Annotated in this window: 15 protein-coding genes; 13 read left to right on the forward strand and 2 right to left on the reverse strand. The window is 51.1% G+C overall.

Annotated features, from left to right (window positions below):
- Positions 1–3: 3 nt before the first annotated feature.
- The 12 genes from HRU78_02345 (at position 4) to HRU78_02400 (ending at position 21,554) form a co-directional block, all read left to right on the forward strand.
- Complete coding sequence (locus tag HRU78_02345) at positions 4–3,843, forward strand: baseplate J/gp47 family protein (protein ID QOJ22625.1); 3,840 nt, start codon at positions 4–6, stop codon at positions 3,841–3,843.
- Positions 3,816–4,637, forward strand: a complete 822-nt coding sequence (locus HRU78_02350) for a hypothetical protein (protein ID QOJ22626.1) — start codon at positions 3,816–3,818, stop codon at positions 4,635–4,637. The genes HRU78_02345 and HRU78_02350 overlap by 28 nt, the downstream gene beginning before the upstream one ends.
- Positions 4,638–4,967, forward strand: coding sequence for a hypothetical protein (locus tag HRU78_02355; protein ID QOJ22627.1), 330 nt, complete (start codon positions 4,638–4,640; stop codon positions 4,965–4,967).
- The gene (locus HRU78_02360; GenBank protein QOJ22628.1) at positions 4,954–8,055 is read left to right on the forward strand and encodes a hypothetical protein; all 3,102 of its coding nucleotides are present in this window, start codon (positions 4,954–4,956) and stop codon (positions 8,053–8,055) included. Before HRU78_02355 ends, HRU78_02360 begins: the two co-directional genes overlap by 14 nt.
- Complete coding sequence (locus tag HRU78_02365; GenBank protein QOJ22629.1) at positions 8,039–13,831, forward strand: hypothetical protein; 5,793 nt, start codon at positions 8,039–8,041, stop codon at positions 13,829–13,831. Before HRU78_02360 ends, HRU78_02365 begins: the two co-directional genes overlap by 17 nt.
- 37 nt (positions 13,832–13,868) lie before the next feature.
- On the forward strand, positions 13,869–15,215 hold the full coding sequence (locus HRU78_02370) for an ATP-binding protein (GenBank protein QOJ24882.1): 1,347 nt from the start codon (positions 13,869–13,871) through the stop codon (positions 15,213–15,215).
- A gap of 58 nt (positions 15,216–15,273) precedes the next feature.
- Positions 15,274–17,835, forward strand: coding sequence for a hypothetical protein (locus HRU78_02375; protein ID QOJ22630.1), 2,562 nt, complete (start codon positions 15,274–15,276; stop codon positions 17,833–17,835).
- Positions 17,836–17,861: 26 nt separating this feature from the next.
- Positions 17,862–18,467 (forward strand): class I SAM-dependent methyltransferase, encoded by a 606-nt coding sequence (locus HRU78_02380; protein QOJ22631.1) that lies wholly within the window; start codon positions 17,862–17,864, stop codon positions 18,465–18,467.
- A 21-nt stretch (positions 18,468–18,488) separates the two neighbouring features.
- Entirely contained in the window at positions 18,489–19,322 is an 834-nt protein-coding gene (locus tag HRU78_02385) for a hypothetical protein (protein ID QOJ22632.1), read from the forward strand.
- Positions 19,323–19,516: 194 nt separating this feature from the next.
- Complete coding sequence (locus tag HRU78_02390; protein ID QOJ22633.1) at positions 19,517–20,020, forward strand: hypothetical protein; 504 nt, start codon at positions 19,517–19,519, stop codon at positions 20,018–20,020.
- Positions 20,017–20,415, forward strand: coding sequence for a hypothetical protein (locus HRU78_02395; GenBank protein QOJ22634.1), 399 nt, complete (start codon positions 20,017–20,019; stop codon positions 20,413–20,415). Before HRU78_02390 ends, HRU78_02395 begins: the two co-directional genes overlap by 4 nt.
- A gap of 281 nt (positions 20,416–20,696) precedes the next feature.
- On the forward strand, positions 20,697–21,554 hold the full coding sequence (locus tag HRU78_02400) for a DUF4157 domain-containing protein (protein QOJ24883.1): 858 nt from the start codon (positions 20,697–20,699) through the stop codon (positions 21,552–21,554).
- Positions 21,555–21,625: 71 nt separating this feature from the next.
- On the opposite strand, the gene HRU78_02405 is transcribed toward HRU78_02400, so the two are convergent.
- Positions 21,626–22,522: a hypothetical protein gene (locus HRU78_02405; protein ID QOJ22635.1), complete on the reverse strand. Its 897-nt coding sequence runs from the start codon at positions 22,520–22,522 to the stop codon at positions 21,626–21,628.
- Between the two features lie 173 nt (positions 22,523–22,695).
- Here HRU78_02405 and HRU78_02410 point away from each other — a divergent pair, with 173 nt between their 5' ends.
- Positions 22,696–23,298: a DsbA family protein gene (locus tag HRU78_02410; GenBank protein ID QOJ22636.1), complete on the forward strand. Its 603-nt coding sequence runs from the start codon at positions 22,696–22,698 to the stop codon at positions 23,296–23,298.
- 283 nt (positions 23,299–23,581) lie between these two features.
- On the opposite strand, the gene HRU78_02415 is transcribed toward HRU78_02410, so the two are convergent.
- On the reverse strand, positions 23,582–24,049 hold the full coding sequence (locus tag HRU78_02415; GenBank protein QOJ22637.1) for a hypothetical protein: 468 nt from the start codon (positions 24,047–24,049) through the stop codon (positions 23,582–23,584).
- Positions 24,050–24,109 lie beyond the last annotated feature (60 nt).

The following is a 24,109-nucleotide window of genomic DNA, read 5'->3' on the forward strand; positions in this document are numbered from 1 at the left end:
TAAATGAAGATTCGTGCCCATCGATTAACGAATGATCATTTGCACATCAGTGACGGTAAAAGTCAGGAACGCAGATTGTTACCGGCGCTGGAGAAGGATTATTTCAACATCGCCGAGATGCGTTTTCAAACTTTATTGGCGTTGGCGGTCGAATATGCCCGGGTGATGAAATTTTATGACCTGGAGAATCGCGAAGACGGTACTTGGGAACATTTTTTCTCGCGGGATGAAACCGTCGTGATTGCAACCATACTGGCTATTGACCCGGATAAACTGCTGAATGCCGCCGGTGAAAGCGCTGCGGCGGATGCTAATAACGAATTGGTTAAGGCATTGCATGCAATCCCCGTAAAAGAAATCGGCCAGCATATGATTGCGGCGTACAGCGCGGTCAGCATGCTCGATAAATGGCTGCAACTGCTTGTACGCTCGGAAAATTCGATCGGTACCGAGTTGCGCAAGATTGTGGAAAGCGTCATTACCGGGTTGAAAAAAGATATCGAGACGCTGGATGAGTATTTGGCCGGACATCTTGCGCATCACAAGCTGGAAGATATTTTTTCCCGCGACTTGATTGAGCTGCTGTCTACCGTGGAAGAAACTAAGCGGAACCGTGCAAACACGGCTGTCGATGTTTTCGATCCGGTGTCTATCCGCTCCAGTTTCTATGCGTTTGTCAAAGCCATGGAAATGGTGCAGCGCAGCGCGGAGAAGTTATTATCCGCTTCTTTGGTCAGCCAGGATCATGAGCCAGCGGCGGGACTTCTGCTGGCTTTTCTGCAGTTATTTCAAAAACTGCATCATAAAATAAACCGGTTCACGCTGAATTACGTCGATTTCTACTATGACCAGGTGCTGAAAGCCCAACCGCGAGGCTTCTCACCGGATCATGTTTATCTGGTGATCGCACCCAATAAGAAGAATCAGCAGACATTGATAGCGCAGGGCACGGAATTTTTGGCGGGTCAGGATGAAAACAAGCGCGATATCGTTTATGCGGCCAGCGAAGATGTCGTGATTAATGACGCCGTGGTAAGCGCTGTTCATACGTTATTTTTTAAACGCGATGCGCTGAATTTTCCTGAGAACAGCTTGAACGAATCCATCGTTTTGAATGACCGGGTGAGTGAAATGACCCGGCAGCTTGCCACCGGCGGCTGGTTGAACGATGTACCGCTGATGACGGACGATAGTCCGCCGGATGAAGAGAAGCTGCAGTCGTATCCGTTATTCGGCGCACCCAAGAAAGGTGAAGATACGATGCTGGTGCAGCATGCGCGCATCGGATTCGCAGTGGCCAGTAAAGCGCTGCGGTTGCAGGAAGGGCGGCGGACTGTGTGCATCCATGTGCAATATGCCGGTGCGCTGGAAAATTCTTTGGAGCACCGGATACAAAAAATTGCCGCCGCCATGCAACCAGCCGGGAGCAGCGCTGCACTATCATCCGCTCAGGAGCAGCAAGCGTTTTTTAAAGTTTTCAGAGATATCTTCATCATCAGCGTATCGGCTGCGGACGGCTGGCGCGAAGTACCGGAGTATCTGCCTTCCTACTCGGGCGTTGATCGGCAGCAGAAAGAAAACAGTCTGGCGATTACTTTCTTCCTGCCGGAAGATTTTCCGCCGGTTGTGCCCTATAACCGGAATATTCACGGCGACGGCTATGACACGCAATTGCCGGTCGTGCGGCTGGTGCAGAACCCCCGCAGCTATTTGTATCCGTATGGAATCCTGAACAAACTGGAATTGGACCGGATCAGGATCGACGTGGCGGTGGAAGGATGCCGCATGCTGCAATTGCATAACAACATCGGGCAATTATCACCGCTGGCGCCTTTTACGCCGTTTGGCCCGCTTCCCGAAGTAGGCTCCTATTTCGTCGTCGGGTGTGCCGAAGCGGCCGGCAAGCAATTATCGGATTTCACGGTAGAGATTCAATGGGGGGGGCTGCCTGCCGGTATTGGCGGATTTAAAACGCACTATCAAGGCTATGACAATTTCGGCGATACCGATTTCCGTATCAGCACGGCCGTTTTGGCCAGCGGCAAATGGCTGCCGGAGAATGCCAAGGGGATGGTGGTCAATTCGCTTTTTCAAATCAAAACAAGCTTGGATGGCGGCGCTGAAGTCAGCGAGCACAGTACGCTGTCTTGCGGTCCGGTGATCTTGTACTGGAGTCCGTACGATTACCGCGGTTCTGCACCGGGATTCAGGTACACGCCATCCACGACCAAAGGCTTTTTTAAATTTACCCTGATCGCGCCCGCACCAGCGTTCGGCCATCGCGATTACCCCACAGCATTGGCCAATGTGTTGACTTTCAACGCCAAGCAAAAGCACGCCAAATTCCTGAAGAAAGTGCCCAACCTTCCTTATACACCCACGATCACATCGATTGCCGTCAATTACCGGGCTTCTTCGCACATCGTGCTCGGTAAGGAGGAAGTGAATTGCACTGCGGCGCTGCGGGAGAAAATGATTCATTTGCATCCGCTGGGCTGGGAAGACGCGACGATGTGCGCCGATCAAGCTCATTATTTATTGCCGCAGTATCAGTACTCGGGGAATTTATTGATCGGGCTGCAGGGGTTGGCCGGTGGTGGTGTGATTACGCTTTATTTTCATTTGCGCGAAAACTCATTACCGGTTGAGCATGTTGCCCTGCAAGAGATGCAATGGTTCTATTTGGCAAATAACCGATGGCTGCCGTTAAGCGCCAAAGAAATCATGGCGGATTCCACACAAAGGTTCATGAAGCCGGGAATAGTCACGTTGGATATTCCGGCGGATATCGCGCAGGACAATACCGTATTACCCGCCGGATTGTGCTGGCTGCGAGTGTCTTGCGAACATGATCTGGAGAAATTCTGCAGCCTGTATTCGATTTATGCGCAAGCGTTAAAAGCAAGCCGGTATTTGGCGGAAAGCACGGTATTGAGCGGTTCCATCCGCTTACCCGCCGGTGCCGTGTCGCGCGTGCGCAAGTCAATTCCCGGAATCGGCGGTATTAAACAAATTCAACCTTCTTTCGGCGGACGCCTGGCGGAGGATCGCGGTCATCTGCGAATCCGCATCAGCGAACGGTTAAAGCATAAAAAACGCGCGCTGCTGCCGGCTGATTATGAGCTGCTGATATTGGAACAGTTTCCGCAGATCTATAAAGTGAAGTGTTTTCCTAACATGAGTCCCGATTTTGTGACCGAGCAGCGTTTCAGTCCCGGTCATATCCTGATCGTGGCTGTACCTTATCTCACCCAGAATGTGATCAGTACGCACAAACCGCTGCTGAACGGCCATCTGATCAATGACGTACAAGACTTCATCGGTCAGTACGCGCCCTCGTTTGCCGCCGTTCATGTCATTAACCCGGTGTACGAAGTGATACAAGTGCGCTGCACGGTTAAGCTGAAGAATCCATTATTGGCCGGTATGCATCTGGGGCGCTTGAATCAGGCGATATCGGATTTCCTGTCGCCGTGGAATGTGGCCACGGGTTACACCCGTCATTTCGGATGGATTATCAGTAAGTACGATGTTGAATCTTTTATTCAAAATCTGGATTATATCGATCGTGTCACCAATCTCTCGATATTGCGCATCGCGCCCGTCGGCGAGGGATACTTCGACTTGCTGGACAGCGCGGACAAACCGGTGGCTTCCGCAGTCAAGGATATAATTCCGGTCTATCCCTGGAGCATTGTAGCCCCGATCCAGCAGCATTTTATCGAGCTCGACGATCGTTATGACGTCATCGAGCCGCAAATTACCGGAATCGGTGAGCTCGAAATCGGCAGTACTTTTATAATTTCTGATGAAAAATGGCGCGAAAAGATAGAAAAACACTAGAGGCCAAGTTCAAGAATGGCAGAATGCCGACTGAAGTTGCGTTTGCCGATCTGATCGATTCGACGCTGAATCTGATCGACGATGGATTCGAGAAGACGGTCGAGGAAGGACTGAAAATTTTTCAGCTGGGGGATGGCAAGCTGATGAGTTTTTATCAAAATATGTCGACGCTCAGTTCCATGTGGTCTGTCGGTATCGATAAAGCGACGGGAAATTTGAATTTCGGCAATAAGAGCAATCCGTATGTCCTGACATTGCGCAACACTGACAGCGCGGAGCCCGGCGGCGCGCTCAAGTCCGGCGTCGGTATCAATACCGATAATCCCCGCTTCGAATTGGACGTTGCCGGCACGATCGCTTCGTTCGGTAGGGTGGGGCGCCGCGGCGAGCTGCCGGTACCCGCGGATGGCGATTGGCACAATATTACCGAAACGCTGACGGGCTGCCAGGCCTTCGAAGTGGTGGCCGGTGTCGGCGGCAAGGATGCCGATGGCAAATATGCATTGATGCACGCCTTTGCGCTTAACGCCTATCACGACAAAACTCATATTACCTATCATCAAGCGCACTTCGGTGCCAAATGCAACCGCCTGGAATTACGCTGGCAAAGCGGTGCGAATGCCGAGAATTTCGAGTACACGCTGCAGCTCCGGGTGGGAGCGTCCTACGGCGAGAAAATTTGGGTCAATTATTACATCACCCGGTTATGGCACGACCCGGCGATGTATGAGAGCGAGCGGGAAGCGCAATCCGGCTACCCGAAAGTTTTGCGCAAACGACAGGAAGAAAAATAAATGTCCGTGCGTGTTTTGACCATTCAGTTAAATGTGCAGGAGGGCGGCTTGCTATTGGAAGCGCTGGCCGAGTGCCCGTTTAAGTCCGTTTTTGAACTGATCGGTAAGCTCAATTTTCAAGCCAACGAATTGTTCGCCCCCGGTATCGCGCCGCAGCAGCGGCAGTGCTTTGTCTTTACCGAAGCGGAGTTGTCACTGTCCATCAAGGCATTGGGGAATATGCCTTATCATCGCGTGCATCAATTGCTGTCCGATCTGCATCAGCAAATTCAGGCGCAGCTGAATAATCCGCAGTCATCCGCGGCTGCGAAAGCGTATGCCGGTATCTGAGCAAATACCGCGCGTCAGGGTCGATCCCGATGGATTGGATTTTGATACGCTGAGAAAAGAAGGTATCGGCAAAGTTCAGGAGCTGTGCGGTGAAATATGGACCGACTATAACCTGCACGATCCCGGCGTTACCATCCTGGAACAGCTGTGCTACGGACTGACCGACCTGTCTTACCGTTCCGGATTTGCCGTTGAGGATTATCTGATCAATGAAAAAAATACCATTGATTTGCAGCGGCAAGCGCTTTTCTCTCCGGAAGACATTCTTCCCAGCTCGGCGGTTACCGAAATCGATTACCAGAAAATTCTCTATGACGCGGTTCCCGAGATCGATTATGTCTGGCTGGAACTGAGCACTGCGGAAAACAATTCAGCGGCAGGCGGTCTTTATACCGTATTTGTGAAGCTTGATGACGAGCTGATGCAAAGCCATGCCGATGAGCAAAAACAAAGCGGCAATCCGGACGGACAATCGAGCCGGCTGGAACAGCTCGATACGGTTTCGGAGCGCATTCGCTCGCGCCTGGATCAACTCGGCACTGTTCTGGATGAAAAGTACGAGGACTTAAGAAGCGGGTGCAGTGTTGCTGCCGATATTGACTCGCCGGTGCAGTCATCCGAACGGCTGATTGAGCAAACCGACGGCATACTGCGCCAACTGGATGCAAGCTTAGCCAGCCTGGACAGAATCTGGCGCAAGATCAATAGTACTTGGTCCGTCATCGTCGATTCATCGCCCAACTCCGATTTGAGTGCAAGATTGAATAGCATTTTGCCCAACCTGGGTGTTGTGCTTTCTTATGCACAAGAAAGCGTTCTGCCCGTGTTCGAAGCGAAGACGGACGATGAAGTCGCGAATGACGATACGTTGCCGGATAAACTGATTCCGCTTTTATCCGGGCTTGAGCGTGAGTTGGATGAAGTGGACAAGGAATTACAGGGAATCGAAAATGGTTTGGTTTCCAAAATCGGCGCACCGGGCCGGGCTGCCGGGAAACGGGACGAATCGGCCGTCATACAAAAAATCCAATCTGTTTTTGCGGCGCATCGCAATCTTTGCGAGGATATCGATCGAGTCGAGATTATTCATGCGGTGCCCTATTTTCTGGCGGGGGAAGTTGAAATACAGCCTGCCCATAACAGGGCTAAGATTTATGCCGAGATCTTTCTTAAGTGTGCGCACTATATTTCTTCCGGCATTCAAGTCGATCGCTACGAATCCATTCTGAATCAGACGGGCAATTACGAGCGTATTTTTTCCGGTCCGCTGACACAACATGGGTTTATCAGCGACCGGTGTTTTGCCGGAGCCGACGAAGTGCTCAGCGTGGTCGACTTGATGACATTGATCAGCCGGATTGACGGTGTAATCAAGGTACACGAGCTGTATTTGATCGATCAGGACAACAAGAAATACATCAGTGTTGCCTATGATTCATCGCGGCATGTTTTTCCCGATTTGAGTTTTCCCGGACCCGCTAAGCCGCAGCAGATTCTCCGCCTGGTTCTTCCGCACGATGTAAGCCGCAAGGATCATGACGGACAGACGCCGGGCTTCAGGTTTTACGAAAGCCGGCAAGATGAGGCGCTGTTGGAGGAAACCCACCTGGAACTCAGGAAGTTGATTTTTGAATATCATGCCTTTAGGAACAACCGCCCGTCGTTTGCGCATTTGATTCCGCTTCCCAAAGGAGAACGGCGGGTTGCGGCTGAGTATTATTCGATTCAAAACCACTTCCCAGCGGTATATGGGATCAACCGCTACGGTATCCCGCATTCCAAGCCGCCTGAGGTTAAGGCCAAGGCGAAGCAACTAAAAGCCTACTTGTTTCCTTTCGAACAATTGATGGCGGATTATTTGCAGAATGTGCAAGAAATGCCGCGCTTGTTTTCGCTGGATGCCGGGTTAAAGCAGTCTTATTTTTGTCAATTTCTCGATAACGGCAATATTCCTGACGTCGAGTCGCTGTATGTGAAAGACGCTCATTACAGCCAAACCACGCTTGCTAAAATCCTGCAGCACCACGATCGCTTCAGCGACCGTAGAAACCGGGTATTGGATACCTTATTGGCCATGTACGGTGAGCAATATCCGCAAGCGGCGTTGCAGCAATTCGATTGTTACCGGCGTTCCGATCAGAGCCGGTGGATCATCGCAAACAAAATTAATTTTCTGAGATGCATCAAGGACATTACGCGTGACCGGGGGAAAGGTTTCAATTACCTGAAACCTACGTTGCATGGGCATACTGAAGATAACGAGGAAAATTTGGCCGGGGCGCATCAGCGCATCAGTATTTTGCTGGGGTTGACGCAATTCGACCGGATTCCATTGATCACCGATGTTCTCATCCAAAGGAACAGCCGCCTTATTCCCGATCGCATCGTGGCGGAAAGCTTGCAGTTCCTGCCAGCGGAACTGGAAGCGAATGCGATTCCGCTGGTAATCGATGAAGAAAAGCTTGCCGAAATCGCCGTTCCTGCCAAGCTGCCGCCTTTTTGTTATGGCGTTTTCCAGGAAGGCGTCGAATTAAAGAATTACCGGCTGGTCAGTTCCGGCGAGGAAACGGTGGTGTGTTTGAAGTCCGGACAAAACACCCGGTTGTGGCCGTTGAGCCGCAAGCGCAACCGGAACGAAGCGGAACGGTATGCGCATGAGTTTTGCAGTGCGATAACGCAACTGAATATCGCGTGCGAGGGCTTTCATATGATCGAGCACGTGCTGCTGCGGCCCAGAGGGAAGGATTCGTTCGCAGGGATTCCGCAGGGTGAGCCGTTTTTTGATTTTCGTGTCAGCGTGATTTTTCCATCCTGGACAGCACGGTTTTCCAATACGGTATTCCGGAAATTTGCTGAGGAAACAGTGATCAAGAATCTTCCGGCGCATATTCTCCCGGAGTTTTACTGGCTCGATTTTGTTTACCTGCAGGATTTTGAGCAACGTTACAAGAATTGGTTGTCGTGTTTGCGGCAGGCTCACCGGAATCATCACCAGAACGATTTCGAACAATTAAACAGTGCATCGGAACGCATAGTGTCTTTCTTGCTGAAAAACAGAAAAGAAACGGAACGTGAGTACTGGCTTTAATACCATGTCGATAACGCATCGCATTGATGAATTTGTTTTTGACTGCTCGTTTGATTCGCTATCGCAAGTCAATGAATTGGAGTCGGAGATGAGTGCTGTGCTGATGGCAAGATTGTTACCGGCCATTGATTCGATTCTGAACGAATTTGATGAAGCGGGCACCGTATGGCGGCTCGATCGAGTGGAAATCGATCTCGGCAACATTCTCAATGAAGATTTTTATGCCGAACTGATACAGCGTGTGCGGGAAAAACTGCGGGAAAAATTGCAGGCACTGCAAGGCAATCAGCAACAAACAGATTCCATACCGGGCGGAATATTGCCCACCCGGCGATTGAGCAGCGTTCAAACCGATCTGGAGCAATTGCAGGATTTTTTGCTGACAGGTCGCATGCCTTGGCATATCGATAGAGCCGACCGGCATGCGCACGAGAACATGTTGCAGCGGATATTGCAACAACAGGATGCCTGGGAAGTGTGGATTACGTTGCTCAAACGTTTGACCGCGGCTGAAAGAGCGGTCGTGATCAACCGTCTGGTCGCGCAGTTTTCGTACCGTTCGCTGGAAAGTGTTTTGATCAGAATGGCACCGGTTCACGCGCATCCGCTTTTGGATTTTCTGTTGATCTATCCGCACGCGATATCGGAAGCGGATTCCGTACCGGTGCTAACAACAGCAGCGACTTATCCGGCCTGGGAACAACTCTTGACGATGCTAGTGGAATCGAACCTGCTAGCCGATGACTTGGCGGTTTTGCTGGATCAGCTGGTCAAAAAGCTAGCGTTGCGGCATACGCAGGATTCGTCATTGCTGCTGAAAAGCATCATCCAAACGGCTGCGCAATTTCATAAAGCAGGAAAAGTCAGCGGCACGCTTCATGATGCATTACAAACCGTGAATGGCCTGTATTCACAGCATCCGCAGCATGGATCGGTGCGAAGCTATGTCTCGCTGAGCCAGCGGAACAGTGATGAAAATGCAACGCACAGCGGGACAGAAGGAATAACAACCGGCGCAAGCGAAAAGCGGGAAACATCGCCGGAAAAGGCTACGTTATCCGATAGTGTGAGGCAGGATGAAGTGGCATACCAAGCACTATACTTGCGAATCGTAGCAGCATTGCACAAGGCCAAGTTGATTGACGCAGGCTATGCCGCGATCCTGAAGGAGTTGACCCCGGCCGGGCGGTGGCAGCGGCTGCGAGACTTGCTGCAATCGCCGGAAATAAAGCCCCGGTTGCCGCAACTGCCGCAGCCGGTCTTGCTGGACATCAGCTATTGGCTGTCACCGCCAGCGGTGTTGCTGATCGAGCGTCTGCTGGCGCATGCTGGCCGCTTATACCGGCTACCCGGATCGTCCGGAAAAACAACGCAGAAACGCTGGCAGCAGCGGCTATGGGCTGCGAGTTTGGATTATCTGCTGACGGAAAACCACGCGGAAATCAATCCAGTCGCTTACTTGCAAGCACTCGCACAGGGTGTCTCTATCGAAGAAGTAGACTTACAGATCACGCTGCGCGCCTGGTATGAAGCACTGGAGCACAGCGAACCGGATGGCGTGCTGGCGACACTGTTGCGGACACTCAGTGGCAGCGAGCTGGAATGGCACCGGACGACAGTAGAAGAAAGTGCGCATTCCGCGCAAGAGTCACTCGAAGCCGGCACTGCCTATCGGGAACTTCAGCAACGCCTCACAGCAGGTGAATCGAGCACCGGGCAATACGATGATTTGCCCACGCTGTTGGAAATGCTGGCAACCGAACACCCGGAACAATTGCAACAACTCTATCGAGATTTACGCAACGGCCGCTACGACTTGACCGCAGCGCAACTGACCGCAAACGAACTGTACAGTCTGATCGAGCGACTGCTACGGATGAAATCCACCGCTAGCGGCGCCGACCGGTTGGCTTTCCTGCAAGCGATAGAAACGCAAGCGGATCACGTGGACAATCGGGAAAGCTACTACCGGCGGATACTGGAAGACCTGCTGCAGGAACGGGAAATCGACCTGGAAGCGATCGCGGCACTGGCGCGGCAGCCGCATGATCAAAGCAAAGCTGACCATCAGGACTGGAACAAGCAAACCGGAACGGAAGAAGCAAAAGGAGCGGAAACAGCCGGGAAGGCAGATGCGGAAATTGTTGCGGAAGCGGCTGCCGATTCAACGAGACAAATCCGCACCGGTCATGCGGCGCTGTACGCACGCATAACAGCGGCCTTGTACAAAGCGGGACTGATCGGCGAACATTCCGTAGTCACGGCAACGGAAGCAAAGCCTGATGAACTCAGGCAACGCTTGCGCGCGTTACTGCATACGATAGCAACGCGCGATGGGCCGGAAAAACTGCCGCGATCGAGCCACATGGATATCGCTCATCTGCTATCGCCGCAAGCGGCACTGCTGAATGAACACCTGCTGGTGCGAGCGGACACGTTGCAGCGGTCAACTCCTAAGGCTGGAGGAGGAGGCAGGCAGCAGTGGGAACAGCGTTTATGGGCAGCCAGTTTGCGCTATTTGCTGACGCTGGATACGACCGATATCGCTCCGACGGCCTATTTACAGGCGCTTGCCCGTGAGTTAACGGATGATGCCGATCCGCAGGTGACTTTGCGTGCTTGGTATGACGCACTGATGCAGAGTGAAGCTGGTGATAAAGCGCTGACAGATGGCATTCAGCAGTTGTTGAAAAACCTATTGCCGGACCGGCAAACCGATCCGCAGGCGTTTGCAGCATTGCCGCAGCAAACATTGCCCCAAACCGGTGTTGTCCGTGCTGACCGTAACCAGCAAGTCACAGCGGAATCGGTGCACGCCGGATCAACTGTCCGGGCGATGAAATCACCATCCCGCGCAGATGTTGAGGCGCTGTACATAACGGTAATGACAAAACTGTGCAAGGCCGAGTTGACTCATGAACATCTTACAGTTGTGGCAGGAAGCAGTCAGCCTGCCGAGCTCAGACAGCGGTTACGTACTGCATTGCGTGCGATAGCCGTGCACGATTGGACGAGCAAGCTGGCACAATCGACACGGATGGAAATTGCCTATTTGCTGGCGCCGCAAGCGGCATTGCTGAACGAGCATCTGCTGATGCGGGCGGACAAATTATCCCGATCTATTGGTATCGCCGGACCCAGCAACCGGCAGCAGTGGGAACAGCGTTTATGGGCAGCCAGTTTGCGCTATTTGCTGGCGCTGGATACGACCGATATCGCACCGGCGGCCTACTTGCAGGCACTCGCGCGCGGTGTATCGGGCGAATCCAATGCGCAGGCGACATTGCAAGCTTGGCATGAGACACTGACGCAGAGCGGAACCTCCGCTGTGCTGCATACACTGCTGCAAGCCTTTACCGCTGATACCCAAGAAAAGGACCGGACGGATACGGCGCAGAGAAAACCGGCAAAACCGGAAGCAGTCAAAAAAACTGAACCAATTGAAAATATAAAATTACCTGAAACCACCGTTCGATTCGCTGCGGCAACACAAAACCAGCCGCTGCATGAGGCATGGTATTCACGGATCATAATGGCATTGCACAAGGCCAAGTTGATTGACGCAGGCTATGCCGCGATCCTGAAGGAGTTGACCCCGGCCGGGCGGCAGCAGCGGCTGCGAGACTTGCTGCAATCGCCGGAAATAAAGCCCCGGTTGCCGCAACTGCCGCAGCCGGTCTTGCTGGACATCAGCTATTGGCTGTCACCGCCAGCGGTGTTGCTGATCGAGCGTCTGCTGGCGCATGCTGGCCGCTTATACCGGCTACCCGGATCGTCCGGAAAAACAACGCAGAAACGCTGGCAGCAGCGGCTATGGGCTGCGAGTTTGGATTATCTGCTGACGGAAAACCACGCGGAAATCAATCCAGTCGCTTACTTGCAAGCACTCGCACAGGGTGTCTCTATCGAAGAAGTAGACTTACAGATCACGCTGCGCGCCTGGTATGAAGCACTGGAGCACAGCGAACCGGATGGCGTGCTGGCGACACTGTTGCGGACACTCAGTGGCAGCGAGCTGGAATGGCACCGGACGACAGTAGAAGAAAGTGCGCATTCCGCGCAAGAGTCACTCGAAGCCGGCACTGCCTATCGGGAACTTCAGCAACGCCTCACAGCAGGTGAATCGAGCACCGGGCAATACGATGATTTGCCCACGCTGTTGGAAATGCTGGCAACCGAACACCCGGAACAATTGCAACAACTCTATCGAGATTTACGCAACGGCCGCTACGACTTGACCGCAGCGCAACTGACCGCAAACGAACTGTACAGTCTGATCGAGCGACTGCTACGGATGAAATCCACCGCTAGCGGCGCCGACCGGTTGGCTTTCCTGCAAGCGATAGAAACGCAAGCGGATCACGTGGACAATCGGGAAAGCTACTACCGGCGGATACTGGAAGACCTGCTGCAGGAACGGGAAATCGACCTGGAAGCGATCGCGGCACTGGCGCGGCAGCCGCATGATCAAAGCAAAGTTGACCATCAGGACTGGAACAAGCAAACCGGAACGGAAGAAGCAAAAGGAGCAGAAACAGCAGAAACAGCCGGGAAGGCAAATGTGGAAATTGTTGCGGAAGCGGTTGCCGACTCGACAAGACAAATCCGCACCGGTCATGCGGCGCTGTACGCACGCATAACAGCGGCATTGCACAAGGCGGGACTGATCGGCGAACATTCCGCAGTCACGGCAACGGAAGCAAAGCCTGATGAACTCAGGCAACGCTTGCGCGCGTTACTGCATACGATAGCAACGCGCGATGGGCCGGAAAAACTGCCGCGATCGAGCCGCATGGATATCGCTTATCTGCTATCGCCGCAAGCGGCGTTGTGGAATGAACATCTGCTGGCGCAGGCGGACACGCTATTCCGGGTCACCAAGTTGACGGAACAAAGCAACCGGCAGCAGTGGGAACAACGCTTATGGGCAGCCAGCCTGGATTATTTGCTGACGCTGGATACGACCGGTATCGTTCCGGATGCTTACTTGCAGGCACTTGCTGGTGGCATAACGGATGCAGCCGATCCGCAGATGATCTTACGTGCTTGGTATGAAGCGCTGGAGCAGCGCCAAGCCTCCGGTGCGATTCGTACTTTATTGCGGATGCTGGTGGAGACTTCCGCTGTGCCGCAGCGAATGGAAAAGGGGAATCAGGATTCAAGCCGGGTGATTGCGCGGGCAGAGGAAAATGCATTATCAGCGGCGCAAAAGCCGCCGTTGCTGGATTGGGATGCTTTGCTGCATCGGGCGCAGTCATCAGACGACGTGCGTGAGGAGATTTATATCGAGAATGCCGGGCAGGTATTGGCTGCGCCGTATTTGCCGCGTTTGTTCGGTATGCTGAAGCTGGTCGAGGATGGTGTCTTTGTTGACCGCCGTGCAGCCGAACGCGCGGTGCATTTGTTGCAGTTTATGGTGAATGAGCAAACCCGATCGCCGGAGTATCAGTTGACGTTGAATAAGATTCTATGCGGCGTGACAACAGGGATTCCGATTTGCCGCGAGATCGACATCAGTGCGCATGAGCAGGAAACGATCGAGGGATTGATCCGCGGCATGATTCAGAACTGGCAAACTATCGGCAATACCTCCATCAGCGGTTTGCGGGAAACGTTCCTGCAGCGCAAGGGCAAACTGCAGCTGAAAGAAGACGGGATGTGGTATTTGACGGTGGAACCCGGGGTGTTCGATATGCTGTTGGATAGTTTGCCGTGGAGCTATTCGGTCATCAAGCATGGTTGGATGGAACGGGCGGTGCATGTCACGTGGCGCTGATCGATTGGATGTGTCTTCTACTGAAAAAATGCCGGCCATGATGGAAAGTGATGCCAATGCAGTTACGCTGGAAAAGGAAATCGCCTGGTTCAAGGCGGTGCTGGCGGCGCGCTGCGATATTTATTTTTGCCGCGAAGGTGCAATCCAGGATATTTACACGCTACAGCCACCGGATATTGCTGCGGAACAATCGGAATATGCCCTCCTGGTGCGGGATTACGCTATGGGCTTCGATGAGCGGCTGGTGGTCATTCTGGCGCTGCTGCCGCATATTCAGCCGCATGTACTGGATACTTTTTTGCTCAATAACCAGGAAATCGCGCGCGGATTCACCGAATTCGGCGGATGGAAGGGAAAGGGACATAGCGGGTTTTTGCCTACCTGCGAGACGGCCGCTTTTATTCTGGCGGGCGATAGTCTGGCAAAACGTTTTGACGTGATGCGTTTGTTCCAGCCCGATCATTACTTGTGTAAGCAGCAGATTATCAAAGTGGAACACAGTGCGAGCGGGGAGCCTTTTTTGAGTGCCATGCTGATGATGACGGTCGAGTACTTGAACCGGCTGACGCTGGGACGCGATGACAAGCCGGATTACGGCATCAATTTTCCGGCCAAATTGATTACCACTTCGCTGACTTGGGGCGATCTGGTGCTGGATCCGGAGGTGATGGATGAAATCGACAACATCAATACCTGGTTGCGGTATTCGCAAACCATCTTGCAGCAGTGGCATCTGGGCAAGAATATCAAACCGGGTTATCGCGCTTTGTTTTATGGTCCGCCCGGAACGGGAAAGACTTTGACGGCGACCTTGATCGGCGCCAGTGCTGGTGTAGATGTGTACCGTATCGATCTGTCGATGGTGGTCTCCAAATATATCGGCGAGACCGAGAAGAATCTCGCCAATGTGTTTGATCAAGCAACCAACAAGAACTGGATTCTTTTCTTCGATGAGGCGGATGCGTTGTTCGGTAAAAGAACGCAGACCAGCAGTTCGAACGATCGCTACGCGAACCAGGAAGTATCGTATTTGTTGCAACGCGTTGAGGATTATCCCGGTGTGGTGATACTGGCGACCAATTTGAAGGCCAATATCGACGAAGCCTTCGCCCGGCGCTTCCAGGCTTCGGTGCACTTTGCCATGCCGGACGCCGATCAGCGTTTGCGCTTATGGCGCGGGATTTTTGCTGGTAACCAACTGCTTTCGGCAGATACTGACTTGGTAAAACTGGCGGAAAGCTATGAGTTGTCGGGCGGTGCGCTCACCAATGCGGTGCGCTTCGCGGCGATTCAAACCATCCGCATGAAGCGCAATGCGATTATCCAGGATGATCTGATTAAAGGGGTGGTAAAAGAATTGCTAAAAGAAGGCCGAACATTGTGAGTGCGCGATGAAAAAAAATTTCTTTTGCTGGGTCGTATGCATTTTTTTCAGTTGCTTTATGACTGCCGTCTTCGCAGTGGATGCTAATTACGATCGTCTAATCGATCAGGAAAAATTCAGGCGGCTGGATAAATCCACGATCATTCAAATGCAGCGCAATCTTGCGCAAATTTATCAAGGCGACCGTGAGTGGAACCGGGATGTTGCGCTCAGTCAGCACCCGTTGACGGACGGTGCGCTGGGGCCGGTTACGTTGTACTGGCTGCAGCGTTTTGTTCACGATTTCAAAATAGAACCTGTCGGTCAATATGTGAATGAAACAAGGAAACGTTTGGAGCGCATCGCCTCGTTCTCGGGGATGTTTCCGGAAGAAACGAAAGTGCTGATCAGCGCTGATTTTGCGAATTGGAACGACGACCGGCCGGAAGCGGAAAAAAACGGTTACTACGATGTGCGGCGGAAAGGTACAGACCAAGCGTTGCTGGATCTCGTGTATCTGTATTTGCAGGTGGCTTATGCGCCACCCGGATTGCTTGCCGCCAAGGATCAGCCGGTGATTCATTACTACGCCCTCATGGCGGAAGATTTCAAGATACTGCAGGGCAAAAGCCAGCTTTATGCGCAGTTAGCCAAATTGGTCAACAAGAAATTTGACAACGTCGCGGCGCTGAAAGAAGCCATAACCGGAGCGCTTAAGGATCATCCGGAGGTGGTTGATAAATTAATGCCAGTCATTGAGCAATACTACCGCTACGCAGACCCGGTCATCAGTCAGAGTTTTTTGGAAATACTGGCGGGTGATCCATTATTCAGCTCACTGGACAGTGTACTTACCGCTTTGCTGGAAAAATCGCTGCAAGGCGTGGCTTATCCCGACAAGAATCTGTTTGACCAAGCGGCAAAATCCAAAATTTATGCGGGTATCGGCGCCTGCCAGGATATGAATAAGCAGAATGCCTATTTATCCGGTTTGAAAATCAGTGACGATGATTTTAAAAAATTGAGCGCGGACTTATTGACCGGTCCCTATGAGGGAATGCGCGATTTGTCCGAGCAGTTGAAAGAGATTGATTTATTACGCCAGCACCGCAAAGACGTTTGCGAACCGCAGGATCTGGCATTGATCGACGAATTTGCGGCCGGTTTGTATGAACACGTTGTGCAGCCTGCCATTGCGCCGCTGTACAAGAAAAATCCGGTTTACCGCGCGGCATCCGCTGTGCAGTGGGATGGCGGCGGCTGCGGTTGCGTCATCGATGATTTGTCCGGCACCGTATACGGTTTTTATCCGTTCTGGCTGGCCGGGGAGAAGCAGACCGTGAATTTCAGCGTGTTGTCGAGAGTTGCCTATTACGGACTTTCATTTGACGAGCAAGGTGTCCTTAAGCAAGCCAATAATGTGCATAACGAAAGCACGGTATTATCCAAGGACAGCGCCGACTGGGATGCGCAAACCGCATTTATCCGGACTGCCCGCAAACACAACAGCAAAGTCGATTGGGTCGTCCGCAATGATAAATCTTACTGGGATCGCTGGCAGAAACTTTCTTACTCGTCCCGGACGGCTGTTTTTGAGACATTGACTGAGTATATCGTCAGTTTTTTGACCAGTCCGGCGATCGATTCCATGGCAAAAATTAAGCAGAATATGACTTTGGGCATCGTAACACCGCCGACCTTGGGGGATGGCGTGACGCTGTATTTTGACGGTTTTCCCGATGATCGCGAATCCGTTGAATTGTTTAAGCGATTTTTTGCCGATCTGCAAAAGCGGCTGTTTGCTGAGAAAAACGATTATTACGTCAATATCATGATGCCGCAATCCGCGTTGGGTACCGGCATATACCGTTACTCAAATCTCGTAAGGTGGATTGATAATAGAAAATCCTCCAACGACGCTAGTGCCGCTGACATGAGAACCAATATTTTAGTTTTGATCGAAGAGCCGACAACGGATTCCAAAAAGAAATTGAGATCGGACATAGAAAGCGGCGAACTGCACGGTATCGAGCGTAGCATGTTGAGGTGGCATATCATCCCGGTCATTGAATTCGGTGGTAGGAACTGGCAACAACTCGAGGACGATATCGTTTATTTTAAAGATAATTTTGGCGGAATCGGATTTTGGCCCATGCCCGCTAACGAACCGGAAGCGGTTGGAGAAGTACCGCTGCGCTGCGATACCATCCAATCCGTCAGCGGCTGCCTGGTAAGATTTTTTCAGAACACAGACTGGTATGGATATGGAGAACCCGATTCGTTTTTGGAAAGATTCGTTTGCGAAAATCGCGACTATTTCCGGATCGCGCTCGAATTGTTAACGGCGCTTTGCTTGGTTTTTGCCGGGCTTTATTTTTATTCCTGCCGTGTTCACAACGCAATCAAGAATTTTTATCTAACTTGTCTGCTGCTCGTGGTTCCGACATTGATCGTCGCATTCCTGTTGTTGGCCTACGATCCGCTACTGGAGTCGCTGTCTAAAGGAAATTTGCCATTGTTTCTAGTGATTTTCGGCGGAATAACCTTGGCTATCGTTATTTATCTGCGCAGGAAAAAACAAATGCGAAAACCTTCCCGGCCCAGGGTGGCGTTTACCGCAAGCGATGAGCTTGAGAGTTGATGGACAATTGATTGCGAGATAAATCCATGGATCTGATCGAGAAAGCGACCGTCATGCACTATCACCGTCATCGTATTGCCGAGTTTCAACACGGCACAGTCGAATCGTTAGGCTGGCGCAATGCGCACAGCCAGCAAGCGCGGTACCGGACATTGATCAAAGCGGGTGTTTTGAATGGCGCGTCGGTGCTGGACGTTGGCTGCGGCTACGGCGATTTGAAAGCGTTCTTGGACCAGCATTTTTCCGGCTTCGATTATATCGGCATCGATCAAATGCCGGAGTTCATCGCCGAAGCCCGGAAGCGCTACGAAGGCGTCGAACGGACAACTTTTTATCAAACCGACTTCAGCACCACAGAATTACCGCAGGTCGATTACGTCATCGCCAGCGGCGTATTGGGGTACCGCTGTAAAGATGACAGTTTTTATACCGGCATGATTGGCAAACTGTATAACAGCGCCCGGATCGCGCTGGCTTTTAACATGCTGGATAAAAGCCGCTTCCCGCAGCATGATTTGCTGGTGGGGCATGACCGGGAAGAAATTCTGACGCTTTGCCGGGTGCTGTCGCCGCGCGTAAAATGTTTCGATGATTATTTGGAAGATGATTTTACGGTGCTGATGTATCGTTGACTAACAACCCGGGGAGGAAAAATGAAGCGATTCTTAAACAAGCAAGACCATAGCGCTGCATCTCGTTTCTTTGAACAGGCGGAAAACAGAAACGCTCCCAGTCAAACGATCAGTGATCATCGCAAAGCGGCAATTCAGCAGCGGCGGTTGCCGGTTCTGAACGACGCACCGCAAAGTGTAATGCAACGGAAAATCAGCGAGCAGATCAATCAGAGTCCGCGAATGTTAGCGCAACGTGCGGCATTCTCGGTGATTACTCAAGGCGTAAAGCAGCGGCTGCACAAGGAGCTTTTAACTCCGGTTGGTTCTAACCGGAACCAAGCAGTTTTACTGAAAACCGCGCAGCTAAGAAACAGCAGTACGCCGAATTGGTATCAGGAATATCAAAGAATTCCGGCGATTCATGCGCAAGGGATCGGTAATTACACTCAGCACGTCGAACTCGGTGAAATAGTTAATGGTGAACAACAGGGAGTGCATGCATTGACCAATGGCGCTGCCCCGCTGAATGTAACCATCGTTCAACAGCAAGATGTCGGCGATAACAGTATTGGAAAAATCTTGTGGTATTTCACGAATAGTCCCCGTGCTAATGGAACGGCGCACAATCCGATTCCGGTTAAAAACAGCACCGTTTTTCCTACCAGATTATCCAATGTATTTCGCGGCATTACCGGCGTGAGCGCATTGATGAAAGCCGCCGCCGCAGGCAACGGGTTCGGCGCAATTTCAAGTGGAGCCGGATTGCATGGCGCGGTACGTCATGCGGCACCTTCGATTTATCCAGTTGGATCGGCACTGAGGCCGCAAAATCAGGCATTCAATATTGGTGCAACGCATTATGTTGTAATTTAGAGAGACACGAGAAATTATTTGTGCAAGTGAGCTGTTGCGTTCGATGACACGAAAAAAACATCTAGCGTCAGGATTATTTGATCTGCCTAAGCTCTTTTGCTTTGCATTTGATATTGCCTGAATTATCTTGAAAATAGATTGATTCTTAACTCAGGCGTAAAACGTTAATCAGCGCCAAATGAACAGAGGATACTATGAAACGATCATTATCGATTGAATCAGAATCACAGCAAACTCGCCATTCTGCAGTATCAGAAAATAACGCATCTGGCACCCAAGCTTTTGCAGATAATCGTGAATCGGCAGCGGCGCAGCGGCAATTAATGACTGTTATGGCAAATTCCCCGCAAGCCGTAGCGCAACGGAAAATCAGTCAACTGATGAATAACAACCCGCGGATGCTGGTGCAGCGAAAAATGTTGTTTGGTACTTCTAATAAATCTGTGCAACTTGCACAATCTGAAAAAAAAGTAATGCAGATGGTCAATGTTGGTTTTATCCCGACGAACCCTGCGATTTTTAGAAGGACAACGACGATTGTAGGTTCAATAGGCACTACTATGGCGGGAAATAAGGCGTTTAACAATAGTCAACGCCCCTACATATATGCAAACAACGTTAATAACGGTGGCGGGAATGCTCCGGTTGTTGGACCTGGACAAAACATCCAACCGATGATTGGGACGATGGTGCCTTGATTGATCGCAATGTTGTTACGCCAATTGAACCCGAAATAGATCACATAGTAAAGAGGGAGGATGGTGGAGCAAATGATTATGGAAATGCTAGAGTGCTGAGTAAAAGTAATAATACGAATGGAAATCCAACACGTCCAAGCAGAGCAAATCAAATTCTGCGCCTTTACCAAAATATTACGCTGAGTGCCAATATTCCGCGGAATAATCAACCCAATTTTGTATATGCACCAGTACAAATAAATGCTGGAACAGCACTTGATGATACTCAGGCTATTTTGCTTGCATTTCATGCGGGCATCGGTGGAATCAATGGTGTGGCAGCATTGAGCGGTTCAAATGTTGATTCTATCATCGCTGCAGGCCGAAATACCCAAAATCATGTTACAGTCACTTGAAAAAAGTCGGCGCCAGGAAAAATTGGAATCAGGCAATGAAAGTTCGTAACACGCTGCTGCTTCTTGGAAAAATCGAAGGATTTGATATACTTATGCATCACCAAGATATTGGTTAGCGCTACCAAGATATAACGGAGGTTAGTATGAAACGATCATTACCAGCTGAATCAGAGCGGCAACAAACGCGCAATCCTGTTGCTGTGGCAGCTATTTCATCTGTTCATCAAGCTTTTGTAGATAATCGCGAATCGACAGCTGCCCAGAGGCAAATGATCACCGTCATGGCCAATTCTCCGCAAGCCATCGCGCAACGGAAGATCAGTCAGCAGATGCGCGGCAGCTCGCGCATGCTGGCGCAGCGCAAGTTTTTATCTGATGAATCCGTGCAGCGCATCGAGGAAGACGAATCGCTGCAAAAGAAATCCAAATCCGAGCCGGCCCAACGAGTCGAGGAAGAAGAGTTACAGAAAAAAGCGGTTACGGATTCTCCCGCACAATTGAAAGAGCAATCCTCAGCAAAACCCAACGACACCGGCCTGCCAGATAATCTGAAGTCCGGTATTGAGTCATTGTCCGGTATGTCGATGGATTCCGTGCGGGTTCATTACAATTCGTCGCAACCGGCGCAACTCAACGCGCTTGCCTATGCGCAGGGCACCGACATCCATGTCGCGCCGGGGCAGGAACAACATTTGCCTCATGAGGCTTGGCATGTGGTGCAGCAAGCGCAAGGTCGCGTTCAGCCGACGATGCAGATGAAAGATGGCGTTCCTGTTAATGATGACAAGGGACTGGAACATGAAGCGGACGTGATGGGGGCGAAAGCATTGCAGATGGGCGGTGGAAATCAGCCATCGATTCAAAAGAAATGTGCTGAGTGTTCCGAAATGGAAGGCGACATGCAATCTTCTCCGGCACAAAGGAAGGTGAGTTTTTCCTATCAACCGCTTCCAATGGTTACACAAACAAAAATAATCCAGCGTGCCTGTTATTTTTTTAAGAACTCGGATTGCCAAGGTAAGAAAGTATATGGCACGAGCAAGCATAATTTTAAAGACTGGGCTTCGTACAATTGCTCCGGAGAGCGTGGGGGAGACGATTGCGTAGAGAACGATGGCAAAGGACATTGCGCTTGTTAGTATCATTGTCTGACTAGCACAATCACCCTTCCTCCAGCCGGATTCCGGATTTATCCAGTGGCCGCAGCTCGCTACTCCAAAGCAGTCTGCAAGCGGTTATCAATCACCAATGCACGAAAATCCGTCTCCCAGCCTTTGAGCTTATCGTGTGCATGCCGCCGCTGTGCTGGCGTGGTGCTGTTGTGCATGCGCGCGATAAAGCCGCAGGTGTGTTCGGCTAATTTCAATTGGTAAGCCCGGTAGTCCGGATTGTCGGAACGGTGCGTGTGTTCAATCAGTTTGCGTAATGAAGCCGTGGCCAGTTCGGGTGCGGCGGACTCGGCGGCAAGCTGGCGCAGTGTTCGCAGGGTTTCCTGTTGCCGCCGCTGGCGTTCGGTCAGCCATGTCTCCGGGTTGAAAGGGGAAGCTTCAAGGCTGGCGATGATGAAGCGCCGCTGGGCTTTATCAATATCGCCATAAAGATTCTCAACGCGTTTGATAGTCCGCTTGATCGATGCGCGCAGCCGGTCTTCGGGATCGGGTTGCAGGAAATCCGCGCGCAGCTCTTCGTTACTCTTGGCATAACGTTTTTCGAGATGACGCCATTGCGTTTCACTCAAGCGCAAGGCCACCGGTGTGCCGAGGCGCACGGCGTGATCGAAAGCGGGTGCGATGATATTTTGCAGCTCGTCGGACCAGTTACAGACTTGCGTAGGTGTCAACTCGCCGTCGATCCGGCTGCGTATCGCGGCTAACCAATCCGCGTATTCCGGCAACTGGGTGGCGCGGTGCCAGCCGAACCATTGGTGAATGGCGTGTTTGGCGTGCGGTGCTTGTTCCCGGCTGAAATCGACATACCCGTCGAGCCACCACCAAGCCAGCTGCGGCCCGTTGTCATAGCTCAGACGCAGCATGCTGCAACCGCTGAATAGCAATAGCGCAGCGATCAGCGCGATTCTTGTGAGTGATTTTCGTAGAGCGTGCGGCATAATGACGGGCATCAATTCAAACGTGAACAAAAGGGAATTTTACAGCAATCGCGGATGTTTTTTCTTAAGTGACGATTGCTAGGATTTCCGTGCTTTTGACGATAACATGGCAGAACTTTCTTCTTTAAACGCTTGCAATGAGTGCTCCGCAAATTTTTTACATTCATGACCCCATGTGCAGCTGGTGTTACGCCTTCAGCCAAAGCTGGACTGCCTTGCAACAGGATCTGCCGCGAAATATGGAAATTGTTTACCTCGTTGGCGGCCTGGCGCCGGATACCACGGAACCGATGCCGCTCGCAACGCAAAAAATGGTGCAACAGGCATGGCGACGCATCGAGCAAACCGTTCCCGGCGTTCACTTCAACTGGGATTTTTGGTCGCGCAATACGCCGATCCGCTCAACTTATCCGGCTTGCCGGGCCGTTCTGGCAGCCAAAATGCAACGCACGGAAGCTGAACCGGAAATGATACACGCCATTCAGACTGCCTATTACCAGCAAGCAAAGAATCCATCACTACCGGAAACCTTACAAGCTTGCGCCCGTGAAATTGGATTGGATGCAGAAACCTTTAGCGAAGACCTGAAAAGCCCGGCGATAGAAAATGAACTACAGCATCAAATTCAGCTAGCAAGAAGCATGGATGTCTATTCCTATCCGTCTTTGCGACTGGTCATTAACAATGCCGTGTTTCCGATTGCGATTGATTATTTGGATCATCGCGCTATGTTGGATGAGATAAAAGCAATCTTAGCTGAGGTGACTCACACCTGATCTGACAATTTCAGAAATTAATCATCATTTTCTGATGTTGATTGACTGAATTTGATTTATTGTAGGCAGTTGTTGATCGAACCAAACTGCTTGCCAAACTGGGCAAATCTGGTACTGGTTTATCAAGATTTTAGTTTGACATTCCCTGCATGTATTTGTAATTAAAATTGGAAATAGCTAGGCTGGGGCATAAAGGGCATCAATAATTGCATGCTGCTGATGTCCGGTGGATAGATTAGTTTATGGGCGTGCAGGTTATATTGATGAATGCTTGATTCTTGCGCTATTCCTCTGGCACATCTTCAGCGCGACCAAATGCTGTGTGGATTAGATAAGTGCGTCGTTCTTTTACCTGCTGAGTTTCTGGTGTTTCATTGTCTGCAAAGATGTTCCATATCTCATTCCCGTTGATACTTAATTGGTAAATTGCTGTGCCATACCCATACTCAATAGCATGTTCCATGAGTTGATCTCTTGCATTCATAAATATATTTAGAAATTCGGGTTGCTCATGAAAAGAAACGATGGCAACAGATTCAAGTGCACGGATCCACGAAGCGGCAACACTCCTGACGTTGTGCGGGGTTTCCTTTTCATGGAATGCGATGTCAATAAAGCGCTTCTGTAGAGCTCCAAGTTTTTCTAAAGGTGCTGGTATACCGAGTTCTACGCAGTAAACTATCAATTCTTCAATGCTAGATTGAGCAAATACATTTGCCCAGTGCTCAAGCGAATTCTTATCGGTTGTCATTGTTGTACTCCTTTATTCTTGACGACTAACGCTGGTAATAATCTATCGGTCAGTAGCAAG

This window comes from Gammaproteobacteria bacterium (assembly GCA_015709635.1).
Lineage (GTDB): Bacteria > Pseudomonadota > Gammaproteobacteria > Burkholderiales > Nitrosomonadaceae > Nitrosomonas.

Bases quoted from the DNA above. Each gene is read 5' to 3' on its own strand.
- HRU78_02415 (QOJ22637.1), bottom strand. From the start codon at position 24,049: ATGACAACCGATAAGAATTCGCTTGAGCACTGGGCAAATGTATTTGCT.
- HRU78_02370 (QOJ24882.1), top strand. From the start codon at position 13,869: ATGATGGAAAGTGATGCCAATGCAGTTACGCTGGAAAAGGAAATCGCC.
- HRU78_02400 (QOJ24883.1), top strand. From the start codon at position 20,697: ATGGCCAATTCTCCGCAAGCCATCGCGCAACGGAAGATCAGTCAGCAG.
- HRU78_02350 (QOJ22626.1), top strand. From the start codon at position 3,816: ATGGCGCGAAAAGATAGAAAAACACTAGAGGCCAAGTTCAAGAATGGC.
- HRU78_02390 (QOJ22633.1), top strand. From the start codon at position 19,517: ATGAAACGATCATTATCGATTGAATCAGAATCACAGCAAACTCGCCAT.
- HRU78_02360 (QOJ22628.1), top strand. From the start codon at position 4,954: ATGCCGGTATCTGAGCAAATACCGCGCGTCAGGGTCGATCCCGATGGA.
- HRU78_02410 (QOJ22636.1), top strand. From the start codon at position 22,696: ATGTGCAGCTGGTGTTACGCCTTCAGCCAAAGCTGGACTGCCTTGCAA.
- HRU78_02405 (QOJ22635.1), bottom strand. From the start codon at position 22,522: ATGCCGCACGCTCTACGAAAATCACTCACAAGAATCGCGCTGATCGCT.
- HRU78_02355 (QOJ22627.1), top strand. From the start codon at position 4,638: ATGTCCGTGCGTGTTTTGACCATTCAGTTAAATGTGCAGGAGGGCGGC.
- HRU78_02385 (QOJ22632.1), top strand. From the start codon at position 18,489: ATGAAGCGATTCTTAAACAAGCAAGACCATAGCGCTGCATCTCGTTTC.
- HRU78_02345 (QOJ22625.1), top strand. From the start codon at position 4: ATGAAGATTCGTGCCCATCGATTAACGAATGATCATTTGCACATCAGT.
- HRU78_02375 (QOJ22630.1), top strand. From the start codon at position 15,274: ATGACTGCCGTCTTCGCAGTGGATGCTAATTACGATCGTCTAATCGAT.
- HRU78_02380 (QOJ22631.1), top strand. From the start codon at position 17,862: ATGGATCTGATCGAGAAAGCGACCGTCATGCACTATCACCGTCATCGT.